25 protein-coding genes are annotated in these 23,993 nt (G+C 45.7%); 7 read left to right on the forward strand and 18 right to left on the reverse strand.

Going from position 1 to position 23,993, the window contains the following annotated elements:
• Nucleotides 1–131 precede the first annotated feature (131 nt).
• Nucleotides 132–1,151 (reverse strand): asparaginase, encoded by a 1,020-nt coding sequence (locus J2Z28_RS22595; protein WP_211084384.1) that lies wholly within the window; start codon nucleotides 1,149–1,151, stop codon nucleotides 132–134.
• 177 nt (nucleotides 1,152–1,328) lie between these two features.
• Between J2Z28_RS22595 and J2Z28_RS22600 the strand changes: the two genes are divergently transcribed.
• The 4 genes from J2Z28_RS22600 (at nucleotide 1,329) to J2Z28_RS22615 (ending at nucleotide 3,344) form a co-directional block, all read left to right on the forward strand.
• A complete protein-coding gene (locus tag J2Z28_RS22600) occupies nucleotides 1,329–2,030 on the forward strand; it encodes a phosphatase PAP2 family protein (RefSeq protein WP_211084385.1) in 702 nt (233 codons plus the stop codon).
• A 134-nt stretch (nucleotides 2,031–2,164) separates the two neighbouring features.
• On the forward strand, nucleotides 2,165–2,422 hold the full coding sequence (locus tag J2Z28_RS22605; protein ID WP_017692278.1) for a GlsB/YeaQ/YmgE family stress response membrane protein: 258 nt from the start codon (nucleotides 2,165–2,167) through the stop codon (nucleotides 2,420–2,422).
• Between the two features lie 64 nt (nucleotides 2,423–2,486).
• Nucleotides 2,487–2,894: a YtxH domain-containing protein gene (locus J2Z28_RS22610; protein WP_211084386.1), complete on the forward strand. Its 408-nt coding sequence runs from the start codon at nucleotides 2,487–2,489 to the stop codon at nucleotides 2,892–2,894.
• An 84-nt stretch (nucleotides 2,895–2,978) separates the two neighbouring features.
• Nucleotides 2,979–3,344, forward strand: a complete 366-nt coding sequence (locus J2Z28_RS22615) for a DUF5665 domain-containing protein (protein WP_211084387.1) — start codon at nucleotides 2,979–2,981, stop codon at nucleotides 3,342–3,344.
• A 20-nt stretch (nucleotides 3,345–3,364) separates the two neighbouring features.
• On the opposite strand, the gene J2Z28_RS22620 is transcribed toward J2Z28_RS22615, so the two are convergent.
• From J2Z28_RS22620 to J2Z28_RS22670, 11 genes are all read right to left on the reverse strand, one after another.
• On the reverse strand, nucleotides 3,365–4,426 hold the full coding sequence (locus J2Z28_RS22620) for a magnesium transporter CorA family protein (RefSeq protein ID WP_244988474.1): 1,062 nt from the start codon (nucleotides 4,424–4,426) through the stop codon (nucleotides 3,365–3,367).
• 101 nt (nucleotides 4,427–4,527) lie between these two features.
• On the reverse strand, nucleotides 4,528–5,301 hold the full coding sequence (locus J2Z28_RS22625) for a sigma-70 family RNA polymerase sigma factor (RefSeq protein ID WP_017692274.1): 774 nt from the start codon (nucleotides 5,299–5,301) through the stop codon (nucleotides 4,528–4,530).
• A complete protein-coding gene (gene rsbW / locus J2Z28_RS22630) occupies nucleotides 5,298–5,750 on the reverse strand; it encodes an anti-sigma B factor RsbW (RefSeq protein ID WP_062836469.1) in 453 nt (150 codons plus the stop codon). Before rsbW ends, J2Z28_RS22625 begins: the two co-directional genes overlap by 4 nt.
• Nucleotides 5,751–5,768: 18 nt before the next feature.
• Nucleotides 5,769–6,107: an STAS domain-containing protein gene (locus J2Z28_RS22635; protein ID WP_036606989.1), complete on the reverse strand. Its 339-nt coding sequence runs from the start codon at nucleotides 6,105–6,107 to the stop codon at nucleotides 5,769–5,771.
• An 86-nt stretch (nucleotides 6,108–6,193) separates the two neighbouring features.
• Nucleotides 6,194–7,870 (reverse strand): response regulator, encoded by a 1,677-nt coding sequence (locus J2Z28_RS22640; RefSeq protein ID WP_211084389.1) that lies wholly within the window; start codon nucleotides 7,868–7,870, stop codon nucleotides 6,194–6,196.
• 16 nt (nucleotides 7,871–7,886) lie between these two features.
• A complete protein-coding gene (locus J2Z28_RS22645) occupies nucleotides 7,887–8,759 on the reverse strand; it encodes a CheR family methyltransferase (RefSeq protein WP_211084390.1) in 873 nt (290 codons plus the stop codon).
• Between the two features lie 86 nt (nucleotides 8,760–8,845).
• Nucleotides 8,846–12,571, reverse strand: a complete 3,726-nt coding sequence (locus J2Z28_RS22650; protein ID WP_211084391.1) for a response regulator — start codon at nucleotides 12,569–12,571, stop codon at nucleotides 8,846–8,848.
• Nucleotides 12,568–13,737 carry a PP2C family protein-serine/threonine phosphatase gene (locus tag J2Z28_RS22655; RefSeq protein ID WP_211084392.1) on the reverse strand — a complete coding sequence of 390 codons (1,170 nt, stop codon included), beginning with the start codon at nucleotides 13,735–13,737 and terminating at the stop codon, nucleotides 12,568–12,570. The genes J2Z28_RS22650 and J2Z28_RS22655 overlap by 4 nt, the downstream gene beginning before the upstream one ends.
• 341 nt (nucleotides 13,738–14,078) lie before the next feature.
• Nucleotides 14,079–14,423 (reverse strand): YflT domain-containing protein, encoded by a 345-nt coding sequence (locus J2Z28_RS22660; protein ID WP_017692267.1) that lies wholly within the window; start codon nucleotides 14,421–14,423, stop codon nucleotides 14,079–14,081.
• A gap of 94 nt (nucleotides 14,424–14,517) precedes the next feature.
• Nucleotides 14,518–15,051, reverse strand: coding sequence for a hypothetical protein (locus J2Z28_RS22665; protein WP_211084393.1), 534 nt, complete (start codon nucleotides 15,049–15,051; stop codon nucleotides 14,518–14,520).
• A gap of 68 nt (nucleotides 15,052–15,119) precedes the next feature.
• Entirely contained in the window at nucleotides 15,120–15,629 is a 510-nt protein-coding gene (locus J2Z28_RS22670; protein WP_036668007.1) for a DUF948 domain-containing protein, read from the reverse strand.
• Between the two features lie 219 nt (nucleotides 15,630–15,848).
• Here J2Z28_RS22670 and J2Z28_RS22675 point away from each other — a divergent pair, with 219 nt between their 5' ends.
• Together J2Z28_RS22675 and J2Z28_RS22680 are read left to right on the forward strand one after the other, a co-directional pair.
• Nucleotides 15,849–16,013, forward strand: a complete 165-nt coding sequence (locus tag J2Z28_RS22675; protein ID WP_017692264.1) for a DUF1328 domain-containing protein — start codon at nucleotides 15,849–15,851, stop codon at nucleotides 16,011–16,013.
• A gap of 372 nt (nucleotides 16,014–16,385) precedes the next feature.
• Entirely contained in the window at nucleotides 16,386–16,904 is a 519-nt protein-coding gene (locus J2Z28_RS22680; RefSeq protein WP_211084394.1) for a hypothetical protein, read from the forward strand.
• Between the two features lie 91 nt (nucleotides 16,905–16,995).
• On the opposite strand, the gene J2Z28_RS22685 is transcribed toward J2Z28_RS22680, so the two are convergent.
• Nucleotides 16,996–17,883 carry a cation diffusion facilitator family transporter gene (locus tag J2Z28_RS22685; RefSeq protein ID WP_211084395.1) on the reverse strand — a complete coding sequence of 296 codons (888 nt, stop codon included), beginning with the start codon at nucleotides 17,881–17,883 and terminating at the stop codon, nucleotides 16,996–16,998.
• 252 nt (nucleotides 17,884–18,135) lie between these two features.
• Here J2Z28_RS22685 and J2Z28_RS22690 point away from each other — a divergent pair, with 252 nt between their 5' ends.
• A complete protein-coding gene (locus J2Z28_RS22690; RefSeq protein ID WP_017692261.1) occupies nucleotides 18,136–18,324 on the forward strand; it encodes a hypothetical protein in 189 nt (62 codons plus the stop codon).
• Nucleotides 18,325–18,438: 114 nt separating this feature from the next.
• Here the strand turns inward: J2Z28_RS22690 and J2Z28_RS22695 are convergent, their stop codons facing one another.
• From J2Z28_RS22695 to J2Z28_RS22715, 5 genes are all read right to left on the reverse strand, one after another.
• Nucleotides 18,439–20,064 (reverse strand): ABC-F family ATP-binding cassette domain-containing protein, encoded by a 1,626-nt coding sequence (locus J2Z28_RS22695; RefSeq protein ID WP_017692260.1) that lies wholly within the window; start codon nucleotides 20,062–20,064, stop codon nucleotides 18,439–18,441.
• Between the two features lie 215 nt (nucleotides 20,065–20,279).
• Nucleotides 20,280–21,326 (reverse strand): MBL fold metallo-hydrolase, encoded by a 1,047-nt coding sequence (locus tag J2Z28_RS22700; RefSeq protein WP_211084396.1) that lies wholly within the window; start codon nucleotides 21,324–21,326, stop codon nucleotides 20,280–20,282.
• A 71-nt stretch (nucleotides 21,327–21,397) separates the two neighbouring features.
• Nucleotides 21,398–21,553, reverse strand: coding sequence for a cytochrome bd oxidase small subunit CydS family protein (gene cydS, locus J2Z28_RS22705; protein ID WP_211084397.1), 156 nt, complete (start codon nucleotides 21,551–21,553; stop codon nucleotides 21,398–21,400).
• An 8-nt stretch (nucleotides 21,554–21,561) separates the two neighbouring features.
• The gene (locus tag J2Z28_RS22710) at nucleotides 21,562–22,596 is read right to left on the reverse strand and encodes a cytochrome d ubiquinol oxidase subunit II (protein WP_211084398.1); all 1,035 of its coding nucleotides are present in this window, start codon (nucleotides 22,594–22,596) and stop codon (nucleotides 21,562–21,564) included.
• Complete coding sequence (locus J2Z28_RS22715; RefSeq protein WP_076319640.1) at nucleotides 22,593–23,939, reverse strand: cytochrome ubiquinol oxidase subunit I; 1,347 nt, start codon at nucleotides 23,937–23,939, stop codon at nucleotides 22,593–22,595. Before J2Z28_RS22715 ends, J2Z28_RS22710 begins: the two co-directional genes overlap by 4 nt.
• Between the last annotated feature and the right edge of the window lie 54 nt (nucleotides 23,940–23,993).

A 23,993-nucleotide genomic window follows, 5' to 3' on the forward strand; every position in this document is an offset into this window, starting at 1 on the left:
ACCTCCAAGGGTTTAGAGCTGCCACATTACCGCGGCAGTCCATGCGTGTATATGAATTGTATAGATGAATACCAGTTGGTATGTCATCTTTACCCGGGGTCCGGCAACTCTAATCACGCCCCTTCTTAAGGTTATACGCTATCTTCAAGTGAGTGGAGAATGAACTCACTATCTGCATGACCTACAAGGGTACCCGCATCATTTCGGATGTCCGAAGGGAACACTTCAGCCAATCGGGCAATGGTTCTCTCATTGGAATAACCAATCTGTCTCAGGATGGATTGGGTAATGAAGGCCCACTCTTCCTCGGAACCATCAAGCACCTTGAAGGTGATTCCCAGTCTTTCTTTTTTCAGACCAAATCCGAATACCCCCTTGAATCCACCCTTCGCCACAATGTTATCGTCTTCCAGCAGCACTGAATCTACACGCTCCGTGCCACCAACCATCAACGGATGTTCATTCATAGCTGATGTTATGGTCTCTACAGCTGTTCTTGTGGAAGGATCAGCGATAAGATCCGGACAAGCGAGCTTCAGATAGGCGTTCGACAATGCCGACAACGGCAAAGAAAATACCGGAAAGCCGCAGCCATCCGTCCCAAGCTCAATCTCTTTTTCCTCAATACCTGCCAGGTCTGCAAAGGTTTCAAGAATTTCTCGTTGCACCGGATGATCCGGTTCAGCGTAACTGCCCAGATCAACCTGCTTCATCTGGCTGTACCCCAGAATCCCCAGATGTTTTCCGGAGCAGTTGTGCAAGATGCGCCGTTTCTCTCCTTGTGCACGTAACCATTGGTTACGGCTTTCTTCATTAAGCGGATAGCTTGGTGCACAGATCAGGCATTCTTCTCCCAATCCAATTTTACCGGATAACTGCTCCAGCACCCGAATGTGTTCCGGTTCCGAACGATGCGAAGAGGACATAATGGCAATCTCCTGTGCTGATAGGCCATAGTGACTGGCAATTCCTGCCCGAATACCTGGAATGGCTTGAAAAGGTTTGGCAGATGAGCGAGTGAACGCTCTAAAATGAGGGTCACCAGCCGAGTATACGATTCGGCCATACTCATCCGTAATACTTATGTGTCCGTAATGGGCGCATTCCATAACGCCTGCACGGTATTCTTTAATTAACAAGGCACTCTCCATGCGAGTTCTCTCCTTTGTGCTCCCGATTTCATCTCTGCTTTGCGTCACGACGCCGCATGGGATATCTTAAATAGTATAGTACAAAAGCGACGTTTTTACAGTTTTTTCGACAGGCATTTCGGGTATAGCTTTATCATCTATGTTCATCTACTACAATAACTGAAGGAGAAACTCATTATGCCGCGCAAAACGTATTCACCAGCCTCATTCAGTTCAAATTCCGGTACGTTATTACGTCCACTCCTCAACTGGGGTTTGGCTGGCCTGGCCCTCAGCGCATCGGTCGTATTCATCCTGGCAGGTTTGGGTGCCTGGTTGGGTGCTGATGTTATTATTCGTCTGGATGATCAAATTCAGCAATTATTTTATCTGAATTCAGATTCACGTCTTCATTTATTCCCTTACACTGCATTCATAACCGCATTGGGCTCATTCAAAATCTCTGCTGTAGCTGCAGGAGGTTTTGCTCTTCTTTTCTTCATACAACGCAGTCCAAGGTTTGTTATATATGGATATGCGCTCACGGGAAGTTTTGCCATGATGTGGATTCTGAACACGTTATTGAAGGAATTTTTCAGACGAAGCAGACCTGAACTGGATCATCTGCTGGTCGTTCACGGGTACAGCTTTCCCAGCGGACATGCCATGATCTCCATGGGCTTCTACGGAATGCTTTTTGTAATCTGGGCCATTGAACGGCAGCGACATAACACTTCCGGTGTGTGGCTTCCTGTCCTATGTGGTATTAGTTTTATTTTCTTGATTGGCCTCAGCCGGATCATGTTGGGCGTTCATTATCCTACGGATGTATTTACTGGATTTACTGCTGGATTGGCATGGATCTTCTGCATGGTTAAAGGCATTAAACAAAGCCGCTAAAGAATGAATTCCTCTAATTTCCAGTTCATTCCTCCTCATCTTTATTGTTTCACAGGGTTGCACGGGGTTTATATACGAAGTAAGCAAACGCGAACAGACAACATCCTACATCAAGTTTAAAGGAGGCGGTTGTTATGTGGGGCATCATTATCAGCATTGTGATGGCTGTCATCATCGGTTTGATCGGAGATGCACTTGCCGGTCACAACATGCCTGGAGGCATAATCGGTGCAATGATTGCCGGATTTGCCGGAGCCTGGCTGGGAGCACTTTTGCTTGGTAACTGGGGACCAGTTATCGGTAACTTTGCCATTATCCCTGCCATCATTGGTACAGCGCTCTTTGTTTTCTTGCTGGGGCTTGTGTCCAGACTGCTAAGACAGGCTGCCTGATTCGGGCAACAAGGTGTTCGTTGTTTCGTATTTGTTTCTTAAATTGAAGAAGGAGTGATTAGACATGAATAAAGCAGAAGAGCAATATCCTGTACAGACGGGTTCGACTTTCGCCAAAGGAATTTTCATCGGGGGTTTGCTGGGAGCTGCAGCAGCACTACTCTTTGCGCCTAAACCGGGACGTGAATTGCGTGGTGACCTTTCCGAGAAAGTGGGCATGGTTACTGACCGCACCAAAGAAGTGGCAACGGTTGTAGGTGACAAAGCCTCTGAACTGGCTAAAACGGTCTCTTCCAAAACTTCCGACATTGCAAAAACAGTAAATCAAGGCCGCAATGATGTAATGGATTCTGTGAGAAAAGCGTCCGCTGATGTGGCTAACGAAGCATCCCGTGCATCGGAAGAAGTGGCTGCTGCTTCTGTTGAAGCGAAGGAAGATGCACGTAAAGAACTGAACTCGACTAGCCTGTAAGGCGCTACAGATCGAGTGACCAATAGCCAGCTGCACTCCAGCTGGCTATTTTTTATCCAATGCAAGTTGAGGAGGACGAATAATATGAGTAAAGTTACAATCAACGGTAATACTCCAATTACGGGAGGAACACCGGCACAGCAGTATGATACAAGCGAGCATCCTTTTGAATTGCGTCATGAGGTAAAACGATTGAACACCCGTCTGGACCAGATTGCGGACAGTCTGGAGAGAGCACAGATCAAGGATATTATTGAGAATTACAGCAGTCCCAAAAAGCGGATTATTACCAACTTTACAGCGGGTATGGCACGAGGACTCGGTCTGACCGTAGGTACCTTTGTTGTTCTGGGTCTGCTCGCGTTCATTCTCAGCCAATTCGTCAATATGCCGATTGTGGGACAATATATCGCTGACTTGCTTGGTTATATTCAAGATTACAAAAATTAAGAGGACTAGCCAACAGCAGGCTACCCCTTACGCTTTTGCGTTGCTCCTTTTTTCTCTGTCTCTTCAGCTGAAGGCTGTGAGGATTTCACTTTCAGCAGATCTCCTGTCCAGCCTTTCATCATCAGCCATACATACATGCTGATCATGCTTAAGATAATGACGACAAGGACCAGTACAACTCCCCATGATTTGTCGATAAAGGGCAGGTTCTCAAAGTTCATCCCCCATATCGCGCCAGCTGCCGTGGCAGGTATGAACACTGCAGTAACAATGGTCAGCGTCTTCATGATCTCATTGCCACGTACACCGGAGATCGCATTATCAATGGAGATTAACGTATCAATCTCTTTCTCGTAGTGACTAAACAAACGTTCCATTCGCTCTACTCGATGTTGGAGCTGCTGGAAATATCGATTTTCGTTTATTTCACTAAGATAAGCCTCATGGGCAGCAGCCATCAGTTCCGAGTAGGGGATAAACAGATTGCTCCAGTATAACAGTTCAAAACGGGCTGCCAAAATCTGGTCCATCAAGGTGCGGGCATTGCGGGATTCCATCTTCCGTTCCAGTTCACGCAGGTTCATCTCAAAATGATCCATCCCTACATGGTAGTAATGCAGTATAGCTCGAAAAAGTACAAACATCCCGTCCCTAGCTTCACTACATTGCTGTAACATATGGGCACGTTCATCCGTCTTCATAATACCTCGTGTATTGTCATCCATATTCAAGGTAACCAGGTTATTGCGATCGACATAGAAAAACATCTGATTATCTTTTCTTTTGTCATCTCTCTCATTCTTGATCGCATACAACAATGAACCAAATATGACTGGTTCTGTACCATTCACAAAACGGACGGACAAATAATTCGATTCGATTTCCGGAATTTTATAAAGCCAATACCGCATATCTGGAAACGCCTCTGTCAGATCCTCCAACGCATCGTTCATGCTATCGGTGTCAGGTGCCACCCAATCCCACCATTGCCAATGCTCCGAGCAAGATAACTTGTCACGGCGAGCTTCCAACTTGATTTGGTTCACAATCACTTTATCCACTCCTGCACTCATGTTCTTCATTGCATACCCATCTTTTTGATCCCAAAAAGGACACGTATGCATTTCAGCGCATTGACGTGTCCTTCTTTATGCCGTACTCAACAACATTAAGGTTCCATTTGTCATAACATTGAAGCATTAGACATGATCTGTTTCAGTTTCTCTGTAGCTCGCTTCTGAATCCGAGATACACTCATCTGTGAAACACCAAGCTTCTGGGCAATTGCCCGCTGAGATTGGCCATCCTGGAATGCTAGAATAAGTACCTGCTGTTCTTGTTCCTTCAATTGTCCCAATGCCTGTTGCAAGTCCATCCGTTTTTCGACCGAATCATAGTCATTCACATCTGCACTGATCAGTTCACCCAATGTTGCAGCACTGTCATCCTGAGATAAAGGAGAATCCAGTGATACATAGTGATAACATTCCCGACCAGCCAGAACTTCAATTGTCTCTTCTGCAGTCAGATCAAGGTATTCAGCAATTTCGTTCACACCGGGTGAGCGCTCCAGCTTAACGGTTAACTCATCGATGGCATGTTGCACAAGGGCTCCCTTTTCCTTAATCCTACGGGGCACCTGAATATACCAGGATTTATCACGCAAGTAGTTCTTCATATGACCGATCATGCTCTTCATGGCATAAGGTTCAAACGGAATACCTAGGTTGATATCGTATTGCTTAAGCAAACGAATCAAAGCCATCTGCCCGGTCTGATACAAGTCTTCGTATAGATCGGGGCGATTCCGAGCGATTTTACCTGCTGCCATCTTGACCATTGGTTCATATTTACGGATGAGAACTGTTGCAATTTCATTATCTAGGGTCTGCTGGTATTCCCAGATCAAACCTATAGCTTCAGACATGGACTCTGGGGGAGTCACTTTTTCACTCATACTTTCTCCTCACTTCTTGCAAGACGTTTTACGAGTACTACTTTCGTACCTTTGCCCGTCTCACTTTCCACACTGACATCATCCATCAAGGCTTGCATCAGGTAGAACCCAAGTCCGCCAATCTGTGCTTCCGTCAGTTCTTTGTCGTGTAGACCGGCACGTGACACAGCAGGGTTCATGTTCTCGAAGCTGGCACCTTCGTCCTTGACAGTAATGGACAATGTTTCGCCATCCACTTCGAATACAACTTCAACCATGCCGCCTTCGTGTGAGTAGGCATACAATACAGAGTTGTTACAGGCCTCGGATACAGCAACTTTCATATCCTCAATGTCTTCATAAGAAAATCCCATTTTGGATGCAACTCCATAGAGATTGAGTCTTACAATATCAACGTAATCAGCTGTCGCAGGTAAATTAAGGGTGACTCTTTGAACTTCTGCATTCATTCCTTTTTCGATCCTTTCCTATTGGGAATTCTTCTGTGTGACAAAGAATTTGGCGATGCCCGTCATGTCAAAAAGTTTCTGAATCTGCGCAGGAACTTCCTGTACTTCAAAGCGAGCTTCCATTCCATGTCTGGCCTTCAGAACAGATAACAGGATACCAATCCCTGTACTATCGATATACTTCAATTCTTTCATGTTAATCACAAGATCCTGTTCCTTGTTATCCACGAGCGGCTCCATCACCAAGCGGAAGTCAGGAGCAACCGACAAATCCAGTTCGCCAGTCAGATACACCGTGCACACGCCATCCTGAGTTTCAGTTCTTGCATTGAATTTTTCATTTTTATTTGTATTCATTAGACATCTCTCTCCTGATCAATGGTTTCCTTAACTAATAACCCAACTTCAGCACGAGTGAAACAAAAAGAAGTTTGGAAAATGTTTCAATTGGCCTGATTCATGGCTGAAGGGTCTGGGTCTAACATTTGTCGTTGTTTCTGAAACTGGGCTATTTTCTGTTTTACATTGCCCATTTTCACCGGTTTACTAATATAATCATCCATGCCGGCAGCAATACAGCGCTGCTGAATACCATCCATCACGTTAGCAGTCATGGCTATAATGATTGGCTGATCAGATTGCGACAGACTCTCTCGAATCCGCCGTGTACATTCCAAACCGTCCATCACAGGCATCTGCAGATCCATAAACACATAGTCATAGGGATAACGGCTGCCCTTTACCATATCAAGTGCGCTCTGCCCATCTTCAGCAATGTCTGAGAGCAACCCAAGCTTGCCAAGCATAATCGCCATCAACTTCTGGTTGATCGGATGATCATCCACAATTAATACCGTAGGATATTTATTCTCATTTTTCACATCCGTCGGTTTCTCTTCCCCGTTCCTCTGGACCAGTTCAGTTTCTACATAACGTTTCGCCTGAATTGTAAATACAAACGTCGCTCCCCGTTGCTCTGTTGTATCCAGATAGATCTGTCCACCCATCATTTCAACCAGAGTCTTGCATATTGCCAGTCCTAAGCCAGTTCCACCGTATTTACGTGTCATGGATGTATCCAGCTGGGAAAACGGCTGGAACAGGCGATCAACTTTGTCTGAAGCGATACCTATCCCGGTATCTTTAACAGCAAACTCCAATGCCATTTGTCCGTCTTTTTCTTCATTCACTGACACGATCAGATATACGCCACCCTGGTCGGTAAATTTGATCGCATTGGCAATAAGATTCAAGAGAACCTGACGCAGCCTTGCCATATCTCCATAGATTAATTCGGGGACAGAATCTTCCAGAAAATAATCCAGTTCCAAATTCTTTTTGCCTGCTTCTGCAGCAAACAATCCCAACACTTCCCGAATACAGGAGACAAGTTCAAAAGGATGCTCTTCAAGTTCCATTTTTCCGGATTCCATCTTGGTAAAATCAAGAATGTCATTGATAACCGTGACGAGTGCATCTGCACTGCGACGAACGATGTCTGCATATTCCTTCTGATCTTCCCTCAGTTCCGTCTCCATCAGCAGATCAACCATACCGATTACTCCGTTCATCGGTGTACGAATCTCATGACTCATCATCGCCAGGAACTCGGTCTTTGCATTGGCTGCAATTTCTGCTTCTTCCTTGGCCTGAATGAGTTGTTGGTTCATTTTCTCCAGTTCCTGTGTCTTCTGGTGAAGAAGCATGGTCTGTGTCTTCAAACGTTTATTGGTGATAAACATCTCCACAAAGCCCTCGATTTTGGATTTCAAAATCTGAGGAATAAATGGCTTAACCATGTAATCAATGGCCCCGGCTGAATATCCGGCAAACAAGTGCTCCGCTTCTCTGCTATTGGCAGAGATGAATATAATCGGCACATCCTTGGACTTGTCCCGTGCCTTAATTAACTTTGCTGTCTCAATTCCGTCCATTCCAGGCATCTGCACATCGAGAACGATAACCGCAAATTCGTCTTTTAGCAGACAGCGGAGTGCCTCTTCTCCGGAAGTTGCCTTAACGAGTTTATATTGTTCCGATTCCAGAACTGCTTCAAGAGCAAGCAAGTTCTCAGGGCGGTCATCTACCAATAATATGTGGATTGGTTCATTGAGCCCCATGGCTAACCTTAACCCCCTATTTGATCTTCCGGTATATTTTTTCGGTCCGGTCTAACGGCTCATAGGTATCACTGAACTCTGTAAAATGTATCGATTCTTTTGACCCCAGAACCAGAATACCAAAGTGACTCAAGCTCTCATGAAACAGCCCATGCACATGGTTCCGCAGTTCATCATTAAAATAAATCATGACATTACGGCAAAAGATAACATTAAACTCGTTAAATGACCGGTCTGTTGCCAGGTTGTGCTCGGCGAAAATGATGTTCTTCCTTAGAAAAGGATGAAATATCACCGAATTGTATTTCGCTGTATAGTACTCGGAGAAGGCTCTGGTACCCCCTGCCTCCAAATAATTTGTAGTAAATAGTTTCATTTTCTCAATACCGTATACGCCTTCTTTGGCCTGCTGCAAAGAGCGATCATTCATATCCGTTGCGTAGATTCTTGCCTTGTCATACAGTCCTTCCTCATGCAACATGATGGCCATGGAATAGACTTCCTCTCCCGTGGAGCATCCTGCATGCCATATTCGGATATACGGGTAGGTTCTCAGGATAGGAATAATCTTTTCCCGAAACATTCGGAAAAGCGAAGGATCTCGAAACATTTCCGTCACAGGGATGGACAAGTTCTGTACAAAACGTTCAAACGCGGAACGGTCATGAAGAACACGCTCCTGCAAACCGGAGATGCTTTTAACACCTTCAGCATGTGCATGATGCCAGATTCTTCGTTTCAGGGATGGCAGTGCATAGTTTCTAAAATCATATCCATATAAACGGTGCATGCCTTCCAACAGCAACTCAATCTCGATCAGCTCGCGTTCTTCATCTTGCGGCATACGGACCAAATCTGCCCCCGTCTCGGTAGGTTCCCACGGTGTCATAAGTTCTCTCCACTTCTTCATTTGTTACTTGCGTATTCGTCGTATTGTCTTTCATTACCCAAACAATGAACATACGAATAATGAACTTACGAATACAGCCATACGCGCATTAAGGATAACAATTGATCTGTCTGGATCGGTTTTTTCACATAATCAGATGCTCCGGCCTCAATACATTTGCCGCGATCCTCTTTCATGGCTTTGGCCGTAAGCGCAATAATCGGCAACTTTTCAAACTGCGGGATCTGTCTGATTCGTGTCATCGCTTCATAACCGTCCATCTCTGGCATCATCATATCCATTAGTACCAGATCAATTTCCGGATTTTTGTCCAAAATCTCCAAAGCCTCTCGGCCGTTCTCAGCAAACGTCACATCCATCCGATAGCCTTCAAGGACACTTGAGAGGGCAAATACGTTACGAATATCGTCATCTACAAGCAATATTTTCTTGCCTTCAAACAACGTTTCTTTGTTGTGTAGTTTCTGTAAGATTCGACGCTTGTCTTCCGGCAAATTGGCTTCTACCCGATGCAGGAACAAAGTCGTCTCATCCAGCAGACGTTCCGGTGACTTCACATCCTTGATAATGATGGATTCCGCATATTTGCGCAGCTTCATTTCTTCCTTGGAATCCAGTTCTTTGCCTGTATAAATTATAATCGGCAGATCGTTCAGATATTCATCATCACGAATCTGGTCGAGCAACTCAAACCCGGTCATATCCGTTAACATCAGATCCAGTACCATGCAGTCATAACGCTGGCTGTGTAATTCATTCAAAGCCTCACTACCAGTCGATACAGCGGTGATTGCAACATCATCATGACCAATCAATTCAATAATGGCTTTACGCTGAATTTCATCATCTTCGACGATCAACAGTCGTTTCAATTGATTCTCAGTATATGATTTGATATGTGAGAATGCTTTATCCAGTGAATCCTTGCTCGAAGGTTTTTTCAGATACGCAATGGCGCCCATCATCAGACCTTGCTTCATATCATCAATGACTGAAATCACATGAACCGGAATGTGGCGTGTTGCCGAACTGCTCTTCAGCTCGCCCAGAATGGTCCAACCATCCATCACCGGCAATTGAATATCCAGGATAATGGCATCCGGCAGATATTGACGTGCCATTTCAAGTCCTTTATCACCTTGAAGGGCAACAAGTGCTTTGAAACCTCTTCCTCTCGCCATATCCGTCAAAATATGTGCAAAGTTCACGTCATCCTCAATGATGAGCAGGATTTTGTCACCTTCCATAAGATTCTCCCGATCATCTTCGATCTGCGTGACATCTGGAATATGGGTAGGAGACAGATCTGTACCCACGCTCCGCTCCGGATCAGGAGAGAGAATGGACTGATGACTTGAAAGCATAATCCGTGCTTCGATGGACTTTTCATAAAGATCCTCTGAGGATACAGCCGCTTCTCTTGAAGCACCTTCCTCTGCCAAGGCTTCCTCTTCATGATTATCAGGCAGGTACAAGGTAAAGCAGCTACCTTCTCCCTCGGATGATTCCACCTGTATTGCGCCACCAAGCAAACGTGCCAGCTCCCTGCTAATGGACAATCCCAGGCCAGTTCCACCGTATTTCCGACTTGTGGTCCCGTCTACTTGCTGGAACGCTTCAAAGATCAGATCCGTCTTATCCGATGGAATACCAATGCCGGTGTCTTTTACACTGAATCCGAGATATTCCTGATTGGTATTCATATAACCCGGCAGCTCTTCCGGTTTCATCCGTCGCCCAATCAGACTAACCGAACCTCGATTGGTGAACTTAAATGCGTTCGACAACAAATTCCGTAAAATCTGTTTGACGCGATGACTGTCGGTGTACACCCATTCCGGTAGATCGCTGTCGAAATCGATATTCAAGTTCAGTTCCTTTTTATTCGCCATCGGTCCAAAGTTCTGCTGAACAAAGCTGGTCAGCTCTTCCATTCGAACTGTCTCATAATTGATATCCATCTTACCTGCGTCCACCTTGGACAGATCCAGAATCTCATCAATCATCTTCAGCAGATCCGCGCCTGACATGTAGATGGTTTGCGCATATTCCTGCTGTTTGTCAGTCAGATTTCCACCCTTGTTCTCCGACAATAACTGGGACAAAATGAGCAGACTGTTCAATGGTGTACGGAGTTCATGTGACATATTCGCTAAAAATTCGGACTTGTACTTGCTTGTCATCGACAGCTGTGTAGCTTGCTGTTCCAACTGTGTCTTCGTTTTCTCAATTTCGTCATTTTTCTCTTCAACTTCACGCACCTGCTCTTCAAGCGCCCGCGTCTTGGCAATGAGCTCCGTATTGAAATGCTCCAATTCTTCCTGCTGACGCTGCAGCAATTCCTCGGAACGTTTAAGTGCCTCTGTCTGCTCCTCCAGATTCTCATTGGAACGACGGAGTTCTTCTTGCTGTGTCTGCAATTCTTCCGATTGAACCTGCAGTTCCTCAGTCAGTGCCTGGGATTCACGCAGCAACTCCTCCACACGCAAACGACGTCGAACGTTGTTCAAAATTACGCCCAGGTTCATAATCAGTTGTGTGAATAACTGCTTGTGCAGTTCATTGAAACCTTCAAAGGAAGCCACTTCAACTACACCAATCAGTTCATCTTCAAACACGACAGGATAGATCATAATACCCACAGCACGTGTTGAGCCTGAAGCTGAACCAATATGCACGTAATCTTCAGGCGTATTTTCCAGAATAATCGGTGTCATATCCAGCGCGGCTTGACCAATCAAGCCTTCACCGATGCGATACATTTCTTTACCAACATCTTCGTTCTCTTCAAATGCGTATGCACCGTAGCGTCTCAGTTCGTCGGGATGTTTCTCCTCATCGATCAGATAGACGACACCCAACTGAGCGCCAAGCACAGGTGTGAATTCACTGATAAACATCTGTGAAATTTGGCGAATGGAGCCAATCCCCCGAAGCAGCTCCGGGACTCTTGCGATGTTCGAACTCATCCAGTTTTGATCCTGCTGAGCCTGCATGTAAGCTCTCTCGATCTCAAGTTTTTCTTCCAGATCACTGGATACATCTTTGAACACACTGGCAATCTGACCAATCTCATCGGTTGATTTGACCTGTATGCGCCGAATGGTTCGGTAACGCCCTTTACCAAAGCTGGTAATCATCATAGATACAGTGTTCAGACCTCGTGTAATACTCGGCAGCACCCACATAATGACACCCAATGCAAGCAACAATCCCGCAATCATGATACTTATCGTGATCTGTACGGCTCTCGTATACGCTGCGTTAGCGTTCTTGATCTCGGCATCAATCTCTTGGTCCTGATAACGGGAAAGAGCATTCAAACTATCCACAGCTTCTTTTTGCACCGCGAGTCCTGTTGAATTGCGGTAGTTATTCGCATCTTCTACCCTGTTTTGGGACATCAGGTTGATCTGTCTCGTTGCATAGGAAGTATAAGCGGCCCACGCAGTATTCACACGATCCACCAGTTGATGTTCAGGTGCACTGTCTGCTCGGTTTCTCACTTCTACGAGGTAACCATCCCCTCGATCCTTCATCTCCTTCAGGTCACCTTCAGCAGCACTGATCGAATTGTTCGGATTCAATAACAAGTTAGCCAGCACTTTGGCAATATCATTGACCTCTCCACGTGCAGCAGAAGTGAACCTTACTTTGAGATAACGTTCCTGATACATCTGATCAATCTGTTGATTACTGCTGTTTAGCCGTTCATAACTCACAAACGTGAGCACGATCAGAATAGCCATCAGAGCGGTAAAACCAATCAGCAGTTTATTCCTGATCTTCATTCATCCCCCGCCCCTTTATCCAAAGTAATCCAGACCAGACATTTATCATCATCCCGCTCCTGGGGAATGTCGTCGTCAAAAAACATGGCCTGCATGGCCACTTCATTCCACTGATGTGAACCGGTCAGTTTTTCGATCAGGAATTCATGTTGCTCCTCCTGCCCGCCCTGAACAGCTTCCAATAAGCCATCCGTATAGATTGCAATATGACCGTCACCCTCGTAATGGATCGTTTGTGGTTCAATATCCATCTTGTCAAATAAACCAACAGGACAGCAGACGCTGTCAAATGTGGTCACACTGCCGTCGTTTCGGAAAAATAAAGCAGGTGGATGCCCCGCGTTAACATAATCAATGCGCTTCATCCGTGTATCAACGACCAGATAAATTGCCGTGAAATAATACTGCACCAATTGTTTCTCCAGATGGAGCTGGTTAAAACGACGGTTCAACTCCTGAATGACCTTCTCTGGATCCACATAAGTGGTAACCGTATCTTTCAACACAGAAGCGATAAACATGGTAAACAGGGACGAAGATATCCCGTGTCCCATCATGTCGAGCAGCAGTACTCCGTAACGGCCTTCCCCAAGGGGGTACCAAGAATACAGATCACCCGCAAGCTCAAAGGATGGTTTATAGATGGCATGCACTTGGAACAGCGGGTCTCTAATTGCCGGACTTAATACAGCATTTTGGACCATCGCTGCCAACTTGAGCTCATCCTGAATACGTTGATCACGCTCTTTATGCCAATCCTTCTCCTGTTTTAAACGAAGTGCGAGTCGAATTCTGGCCATCAGTTCGACTTTATTAATCGGTTTGGTCACATAGTCAGATGCACCAGCATCCAATGCTTCGGCAAGTTTCTTAGAATCTCCGATGGCAGTCACCATAATAATCGGTATATCCTTCAGATTCTCAAATTTCTGCACAATACTGCAGGCTTCGATACCGTCCATCTCAGGCATCATCATATCTAGCAAAATCAGGTCAATATCCGACGGTCTTGGACGAAGTTCGTTGCTTTCCTCCCCAATTCCTAACACTTCAAACATTTCCATGGCGGAACTCGCCGTTACAATGTCACGATAGTTTTCTTTTTTCAGAATTTCTCGAATGATAATGACATTCGTCGGATTGTCGTCAACAATAAGTATTCTCATTGATATCTCCTTATCTGTGGCGTCCGGGTTTGTCGATTCTTATTAGGTTAAAACGAACGTTGATTATACAAATTTTGCATACAAAACGGCAGTAGACATAATAATTCCTAGTATAACTATAATCGTAAAAACAAAAAACTTCTATCAGTAAATGGCACCATCGTAGGGGAATATCCCCGCGACTCACCCTGTTTTTGCAGCGTCCTGATCCCGCTTCCAAACTTGCAAAAACATAGATAAGGAATGGGGAAAGCCCCATTCCTTATCTATGTTTTTGATTAAGCATTTTACATAAATGATTCAGAAGCTTGTCCATGTTCAGCAAACTTCAACTTATTGGTTTAATCTTTCTTTTTAGCAATAACGAGTACTTTACCTTTGTCGAGTTCACTCTCGTAGAAGTCCGCTTCGGCTTCGGTAAAGCCCATCGAAACAATTTTGGCCCGGAGTTCATCACCACGTGAGCGGAACAGATTCGCCAAGGAATCAAATACGCCTTCTTCCTTTATGCCAATTTCTTTGGCATCTGCTGTATCGGCAATTCGATCTGTACGATCCTTCTCATGGGCGAGAACAAAGATTTGATCAGCAAGGTATCCGGTAATCTGCAATTCTTTCACCGCTTCTACCGCCTGGACTCCGTTTTCTACCACTTTTGCATAAGCTTGCTCATTGGTTGAATTCATCGTTTCCACTCTCCTCTGATTTTATCTTCTGTATCGAGCTACTTAATATATAACCATACTATATGGGTTTGAAACGATTTGGTAATAACCAATCCTAGGAAACTGTGTCATCAAAAAGATCAATGCCTTCAATCTGCTGAGATCCTGACTTCATATATACCTTCAGAGCCTGGTCTCCACGGAGAAATACTTCTCCGTCCTGTGCCACATAATAAGGTTTCCCGAGAGCATGATGGATCGCTTCAATATTCATCTCAATTCTCTTTCCGTTTACCATGATGTGACTCTCAGATGCATCGATATGCACATATTGAATGACATCCGTATCTTCACACAAGCCAACTTTCACATCATGAAAGTCATATTCAGGACACCCCAGATAAGGATCTTCCTGCTTATGCACCGGCTGGCCCTTCTTGGCCAACAAATCATCCATGGTGTCATCCAGAGAAATGCCATTCAGAGTCCGAAAATGCTGGAAAGTCTCGGATCGATCAACAGCCAGAGTTACCTCTGACGCCTTCTCTTCCATTGCCGTCCATTGCATATCGTGAGCAGCGGGTACCGCTGCCGGTTGAACGGAAAAGGGAGAAATTACGCTAAACATCACAAGCAGTAGTTTCATCATGATTCTCACCCTTTCATCAGGTTCATCACCGCTCTGGAGGCTTCTTCTTGGGTTACAAAGCGGTCATGTTACTTGCGCATCCGTTGCCATACATTCGCTGCAACATCAATATACTTCATCCAGTTTTTCCCGCCCTTAGCTTCACCATTATATGTAGCTTCATAGGATTGCAGGGTACGATCCGTTGATGTAGCAGGCGGTGCAGTTACATGAACCGCTTCAGCATGCTTGGTCTGTTCAGCGTTGTTACGTTTGGTCTGAAATTTCGCCATCAGCGTTGTGGAGACTTGTTTGGCTGCTGCCGTCACTTCATTCAACACTTCACCCAGATTCTCAACAGATTCCATAACAGGATCAATTTTTTTCATTTTGTGCTGTACATCCACCGTAATATCATTGGCATGTCTTACCGTCTGCTTCACTTCATAACTAAGTTCATCAATGGTTTTCTGTACCTCCTGCAATGTCTGTGAGACATTGTCCAAAGAACCCTGAGCGGATTTCAAGGTACGAATTAAAAAGAATACCAGTACTGCAAATGCCACTGCAATCAGGGCCACGCTAATTTGATAGATCATAGAAGAACCTCTCTTTCCATATGTGCATCAGTTTGTTATTGCTATAGTTACCCGGCGATTTCCCGGACGAAACAATATGATATATCCCTTCATATATACCTTCGCTTGGAAAAAAAACAATGTTTCAAGCGGTTAGCACTCGGTTAAAGTTAGACTACACAAGGCGGTGAGGTGAACACAACTCACTTCACAATAAAGTATACGAAAGGATGAATAATTATGTTGAAATGGTCTGTATTATTTCTAATTATTGCACTGGTAGCAGGTATTTTTGGATTCTTCGGTATTGTTGAAGCAGCTGCTTCAATCGCGAAAGTACTCTTCTTCATCTTTGTTGTACTGTTCGTAATCTCCCTGATTACGGGACGCAGCCGAATGCGATAACCTCAGGCTCTGATATGACTGAGTGTTTACTAAACGAATACATACAAAAGCCGATCGTGCTACCCAGCCGATTGGCTTTTGTGCGTTCAGGCATAGTTCAACTTTTCTATACTATGTATTGCACTCCCTTCTGCTTTATTCCAATCCGCTCTCGTATGAATCCCAAAAAACAGGACCTTTTTGAGATAGCCAACCCGGTTTTATCCCACCGAAGTATGATATTTACAGGCTTGCTATATACCCACATATGATCCAGTTGACACTGGAGAATGCAAGAAAATATTGTTATAATTTGTGATTCATAAGGTAGCTTGCTTGGTTATTTTTAACACAGGACAACAAATTACATAACAAACCGAGGAGGAAAAGAAAATGAAAAAAATCGTAAGTTTTGCTGCTGCTTTAACGTTGATGGGTTCGATGGCTGCCGCTGCAGGTGCTGAGGAAGCGGTTACTGGAACGGTAACTCCGGAAACAGGAACTGAGGCTACAACAACGCCAACGACCACAACAACTCCAGCTGTTGAAGTGAACAAACCTGCTGTAGAAACAGTAGAAGGTACTGCTGAGACTGTAACAGGTACAACAACAGACACTACAGGTGCAGAAGGTACTTCAACTACAACTGAAACGCCAGCTACGACTACAGATGAGAAAATGTTTGAAGAGCCACTCGTAAAACCAGGCGATGAAGTACTGGCACCAACGATGTTGCTGAACCTTCTGGAGCGCACTTGGTTCTATGATGCACCTAACGGTAAACCAATCGGTGCATTAGGCTCCCAAGTCATCGATACAACAGGTGAAGTGGTTGATGGATTCGATGGCGGCGAGTGGGTACAAGTATACACTTGGAAAGGCAAAGCGTGGATCCACGTTGCCATTCAATAACATCGTATAATCGTTCTAACGATAAGTAAAGAGGACAGCACGCACAATCGCGGCTGTCCTCTTTTGATTTTCCAAGATGTTCACTCCCTGTTCAAGGGTTCCTTGTGACTTCTTCCGTCTTTGGTTCCACATGTACATGCACATGCATGATATTATGTGATCGCTTCAACCGCTCTTCCACTCGGTCACAGATCTGATGGCCTTCAATCAGGCTTAGGCCTCCGTCCACTTCAATAACCACATCCACAAGTACATGACTGCCATGCACACGTGCCTTCACATCCTTGATCATCTCAACGCCAGGAACGCGTGCTACGGAGGATCTGAGGTCCGTCAGCTCTTTCTGATCAAATCCATCGGTAAGACGGTGTGTAGAATCCCGGAAAATCTCCCAAGCTGTCTTGCAAATCAACAGACCTACAGCAATCGCAGCTACTTTATCCAGCCAAGGAAGTCCAAACTGCGCACCTATAATCCCAACTGCAGCGCCTATGCTAACCCAGGCATCCGAACGATTATCTTTCGCCGCAGCCATCAATGCCTGACTATTAATTTGTTTAGCCAGACGGTGATTGTAACGGTACACGCCTAACATCACCACAGCACAGACTACAGCCACCGCTGCCGCCCACAGGTTTGGAGCAACAAAGGCTCCTTCATACCAGGAGCGAACGGCTTCAACCAATACTTGCAGCCCAACCATAGCCATAATAAATGAAGCTACCAAGGCAGCAACAGTCTCCGCTCTAAAATGACCATAGGCATGATCCGAATCAGGTGGTTTCTGGGAGATCCGAAGCCCAATCAATACAGCAACGGATGCTACAATATCTGTAAGGTTATTAAAACCATCGGCCAGCAAGGCGCTGGAAGCAAATAAATATCCACAGATCAGCTTAAAAGCGGACAAGACGAGATAGGCTACGATACTAACCCAAGCCCCTCGCTCCCCTTTTCGAATTTCTTCATAAGCGTTCAAACCGGGCGACACCCCTTTAACGTTTCGTATTACGGTTTTTCCATGTTACCAAATGCGGAGCGTGTGGGTCTACAGAAACAGTGTTGCCAGACGGCAGGGCTGTAGGTCGTAAGAAAGAATGTTGACCCAAGTAAAACCAAAGGTTTTGAGCATTTTATCAGGTTGCCCTTGTGGGGCTTTTATAAAACGTATAAAATAGGTACATCCCGTCCAATCTGGACGGCTCACTGTAAGACCGGGAGGGAAATAACGATGAGCGAAAATAACGAACCGAAAAAGGTCAGTTTGCAGGATGCTATACGCCAAAAGCTGGCGCAAAAGAAAGAACAAGCAAATTCCGGTAACCAATCCAGCGCCTACTTTGAAGGCGGACCTAAAGCGATGAAGAGTCAAAACAACAAGAAGCCTAACAACCAACGTCGCCGTACTGGTGGATCTTAGGTCTTAAAGCCGCAGAGAAACCCATTGAATTACAAAAAGAACCGCAAGCCCTCTTCACAGAGGCTTGCGGTTCTTTGGTGTTCCTATGATCATGTGCCGTAGATGATGCTTGATTTAAGCTTCTACCGGATACATTTTTTTGCGCAGTTCTTTGATTTCATCACTTTCCAGATATTCGTCATAGCTCATTTGGCGATCAATGATGCCAGTCGGCGTAATTTCAATAATCCGGTTAGAGATCGTTTGAATGAACTGATGGTCATGGGATGTAAACAGCATAGTGCCGTCAAAATCAATCATACCATTGTTCAGCGCTGTAATGGATTCGAGATCCAAGTGGTTCGTAGGCTCATCCAGAATCAATGCGTTCGCACCAGTCTGCATCATTTTCGCCAGCATACAGCGAACCTTCTCGCCCCCGGAGAGTACACTTGCCTTTTTCAGGGATTCCTCACCTGAGAACAGCATACGTCCCAAGAATCCACGCAGATATGTCTCATCCTGATCTTTGGAATATTGACGGAGCCAATCGACGAGAGTCATGTCTACACCGTCAAAATATTGGGAGTTGTCTTTCGGGAAATAAGCTTGAGTTGTGGTTACGCCCCAAGTGAATTCGCCGCTATCCAACTCCGTTTCCCCCATAAGAATATCAAACAATAGTGACTTTGCATTACCGTTCGGTCCAACAAATGCAATTTTATCGCCTTTGTTCACCACAAAGCTGATATCATTCAGCATGTTCACACCATCAACCGATTTGCTGATGCGATCTACGGTCAATAATTGTTTGCCCGCTTCACGCTCAGGTTTGAAGTTGATAAACGGATATTTACGGTTCGATGGACGAAGGTCATCCAGCGTGATTTTGTCGAGCTGTTTCTTACGGGAAGTCGCCTGCTTCGATTTCGAGGCATTCGCCGAGAAGCGTTGAATAAAGGCTTGCAAGTCTTTAATCTTCTCTTCTTTTTTCTTGTTGGCATCACGCTGTAAAGCAAGTGCCAATTGACTGGATTCATACCAGAAATCGTAGTTACCTACGTACAACTGGATTTTACCAAAGTCGATATCCGCAATGTGCGTACATACTTTGTTCAGGAAGTGACGGTCATGGGATACGACAATAACAGTACCTTCATAGTCCATCAAGAAGTTCTCCAGCCATTGAATGGATTCGAGATCCAAGTGGTTGGTAGGCTCATCGAGCAACAGGTTGTTTGGACGACCAAACAAGGCTTGTGCAAGCAGGACACGAACTTTTTCGTTTCCGCTCAGTTCAACGATTTTCTTCTCATGCATATCACGATCGATACCCAGACCGATCAGGAGTGCCGCTGCATCCGGCTCAGCATCCCAACCATTCAATTCGGCAAATTCACCCTCAAGTTCACCTGCACGCAGGCCATCTTCTTCCGTGAAATCCGCTTTGGCATACAGCGTATCTTTTTCTTTCATAATTGCATAGAGACGACTATGACCCATAATTACGGTTTCGAGAACCGGATACTCATCATATTCGAAATGGTTTTGCTTCAAAACGGCCATACGTTCGCCCGGGGTGATGTGCACCTCTCCCGAGTTGGATTCAATTTCACCGGACAAAATTTTCAAGAATGTTGATTTGCCGGCTCCGTTGGCGCCGATGAGGCCGTAACAGTTTCCTGGTGTGAATTTGATATTTACATCTTCAAAAAGTGCACGTTTTCCGTAGCGGAGCGTGATGCCGCTTGTACTGATCATTAAGCATACCATCCTTTATTGGTTAATCTGCATACTGCATGAATAGCAAGTTGCGTAAATCATGGATTCAATATCCCGATGCCTATTCTGGCACCATATTATAACACAAAAAAGCGGCAAATTCGAAAATTGGCCGCTTTTTACTTATTAAAGATTTGGTAAATGTACTGTTCATGCAGGCATATCCCTACATTAACATATTTGGCTCACTTTTGTTAGCCCTGTTTACCTTCCTCGTGGTGAATGCGGAGTGTTTCGCCATGACCAAGCACCCGAATCCGCTCTTTACCAATGCCTAGCCGTTCACGTTCAACTTCCAGCCGATCCAGCGCTTCCTTGGGCGTATCATCCGCCAGCTTGAATGTGCCGTAATGCATTGGCACCATGAGCTGTGAACCGGATTCAACGAACCCCTGCAGCGCTTCTTCGGGTGTCACATGCTGAGAAGTCATGAACCATTCCGGATCGTAGGCACCGATGGGCATCAGGGTAACACCAATGTCAAAGCGTTCTCCAATCGTTTTGAAACCCTGGAAGTAACCTGTATCACCCACAAAATACAACACAGGCGGGCCGCCTGATGTTTTGGACGTTTCGTTCTTCCCTGATTCCGTGGATGATTCATCCTGATCACTCGTTGTTGCAGCACTTTCGGCTGCTGAAGACGTCGCCAGATGGTTCTGTTCCAACACATAACCGCCCCAATGGGATGTATTGGTATCGAACAACGTTCGGCGCGTCCAGTGCTGTGCAGGGACAAAAGTTATTTTGACTCCGCCAAGTGTCATATGATCCCACCATTTCATCTCCTGGCATCGATGGAATCCTTTGCGAATCATCTTGCGCTTCAGACCATCGGGTACGATGAGCAAGGTTTTGGCTGTAATCAGCTTACGCAACGAAGCCAGATGTAGATGATCATAGTGGGAATGGGATATCAGAATGACATCCAAAGGTGGAATATCCTGAATCGGAATGCCGGGGGCACCGAGCCTTCGTTGAAATCCCATTTTTTCGGCCCACACCGGGTCAGTCACGATGTTCAATCCATAATATTGAATGAAAAATGTGGAGTGACCAATCCAGGTAATACTTGTGTCATCCCGGTTGGCATGTAGATAATCCAGTTCAGGCGGGTGTTTGGGCACGGTGTAGGAGTAGTCCTTCACTTTGCTCCGCCGTTGCTCCCTCCATTGCTTGAATTCCTTCAGCGTTTTGTCCGTACTTACATTATCGATATTGTTATAACGGATTTTCGGCATGAAAGGGCCCTCCTCCCTTCCTCATTTCTTAACAAGAGATTACCCCAAACGGGAATGGACGTACCAGGTAATCAATCCTTTGGGTTCTTACATACGGCCAGATATACAAACAGAAAGACAATAGCAGCCGCAATAATCAGTGGAGGGGCGTACATAATGGTGAATGTTTCAAAAAAGCTTAATCCGGTTATACCGGGTATGCCCGTGACTCCCTCAGTAGTGACCATGAACAGACTCATCCTTTCTTTTTACCAGAATTACCGCGCACATAATTGGCATCAAACAGGAACAGCTTCATAATCAGCACAAGCGAAGGAATGAGCACGAGTAACCCCAGACTAAACGCTGTAATGAGCGCAATCCCCATCGTTCGATTCGTAAAGCTGTCGTAAATATTGATGTAAGGATACAGAATGTACGGAAGGTGGGATCGCCCGTAACCATACCAGGCAAAGGCAAACTGAAGCATGACAGCGACAAAACACCAACCCAGATATTTACTTTTCCACACCAGCGACACGGCAATGACAAAACAAATAAACGAAGCGATGAACATCCACGAAATATTCACCATCTGCTCAAAGTGTGCGGGATTCTGTTTGTTAATCTGCAGAAAAGCCAGAAAGCTTGCAAAAATGGTAGGCAAACTCCAGAGCAGCGCGTACTCTCGAAGCACCTCATATGCCGGCTCATCCCCCGCCCGTTTTGCATAATAGGAAAGAAACATCGCCGAGATGTACAGCACACTGACCAGTGCAAGCAAAATAACCGACCAGGTATAGGGATTCGTTAAAAATTCACGCCAGCGAAAAAATACCTGATCGCCCACCTCTTCAATGATCCCGCCTTCGGATATTGCCAAAATGGTGGAAAATACCGCCGGAATCAGCAATCCCGTTGCTCCGTACAATGCCATGTAGATCCGGCTGTTCTGCCCATGGTTGCCATAGGTGTTGTAGGCGTAATACACGCCCCGGATGGCAAGCAGCACAATGGCCAAGGAACCTGGAACCAGCAATGCTGTTCCGTAATAAAAGGCGCTGTCCGGATAAAATCCGACCAGTCCGACCACAAAAAAGATCAAAAACACATTCGTCACTTCCCACACAGGGGACAGGTAGCGCTGAATGATGTTATGAATTTTGTTCTCATGCCCGGTCAAAATGCTGTAAAAGCTGAAGAACCCGGCGCCAAAATCAATCGAAGCAACGATCAGGTAACCGAACAAAAACGTCCACAATATCGCGATGCCTGCAATTTCGAAACTCAATGCACGATCCCTCCTTCAAGCCCCAGAGACTCTAGTTCCTTCTCTGCTTCCTTGTTGCGGAACAGTTTGCTGAGTACCCGAATGCACGAGAAACACAGGATCAGATACAGCAAGATGAACAACACCAGCATCCATCCTACCGAAGTTGACGTCGTAGCCGCTTCCGCCACCTTCATATACCCGCGTAAAATCCAAGGCTGCCTGCCGACTTCAGCGAACATCCACCCCAGCTCGATGGCAATCATGGCCAGTGGCCCCAGCAAGACAATGCCGAGCAACAGCCATTTGGGATAGGGCTTGCGCCCTGGCAACCACCGCCGCAGTACATATAACACAGGAATCATCAGGATGATCACTCCGGTTGTGACCTTCAGGTCGAACATATAGTGAATAGACAACGGTGGTCTCAGATCCGCAGGAAATTCTTCGAGTCCTTTCACTTCCGTATCTGGACGATTACCCGCCAAAATGCTAAGAGCATACGGAATCTCAATCGCGTATTTCACCTCATTATTCTCATCCAGAATACCGCCATAGACGAGCGGTGCCTTCTTCATTGTCTTGAAATGCCATTCTGCGGCAGCCAGCTTCTCCGGCTGATATTTCGCCAGAAATTTACCGGAGGAGTCTCCGATCATGACGGTGCTGATGGCAAATACGAGCGCAGATACCGTCGTGAGTTTCAGTGCTTTTTTGTAATACACATGATCCCGTCCCCGGAGCAAACTAAAGGCGGCTATCCCCGCCAGGATACCTGCACTCAAGGTATAGGATGAGGCGAGTACATGGGACACTTTGGTTGGCGTTGCTGGATTCAACATGGCAGCAATCGGATGAATGTCCTTCATGATGCCATTAATCAGGGTGAATCCCTGAGGCTGGTTCATGAAGGAGTTCACCGTTGTAATGAAGATCGCAGATGCAGATGAGCCGAGAGCTACCGGAATCAGCAGCAGCATATGCGTATATTTCTTTTTGAAACGATCCCACGTATAGAGGTAAATTCCAAGAAAGATCGCCTCTATAAAAAAGGCAAACGTCTCCATGAATAGCGGCAACGCAATCGCCTGACCCGCGACCCGCATAAACATCGGCCACAGCAGACTGAGCTGTAATCCGATCGAGGTGCCTGTAACAACGCCAACGGCAACGGTGATGACAAAACCTCGCGCCCACCGGCGTGCCAGCAAGGTGTAATGCATATCATTGGTTCGGAGTCCTCGCCACTCGGCCAAGGCAATCATAAGTGGAACACCTACACCAATAGAGGCAAAAATAATGTGTACAAACAGGGTAAGGCCGGTTAGTATCCGGCTGAGCAAAACAGGGTCCAGGGATGACATGGTTACACTCCTCTTTCACATAATCGTTATGTACAACAGCAGTTACTCTGCTTG

Origin of the sequence: Paenibacillus xylanexedens (genome assembly GCF_017874615.1) — a bacterium.
In the GTDB taxonomy this organism is placed as follows: domain Bacteria; phylum Bacillota; class Bacilli; order Paenibacillales; family Paenibacillaceae; genus Paenibacillus; species Paenibacillus xylanexedens.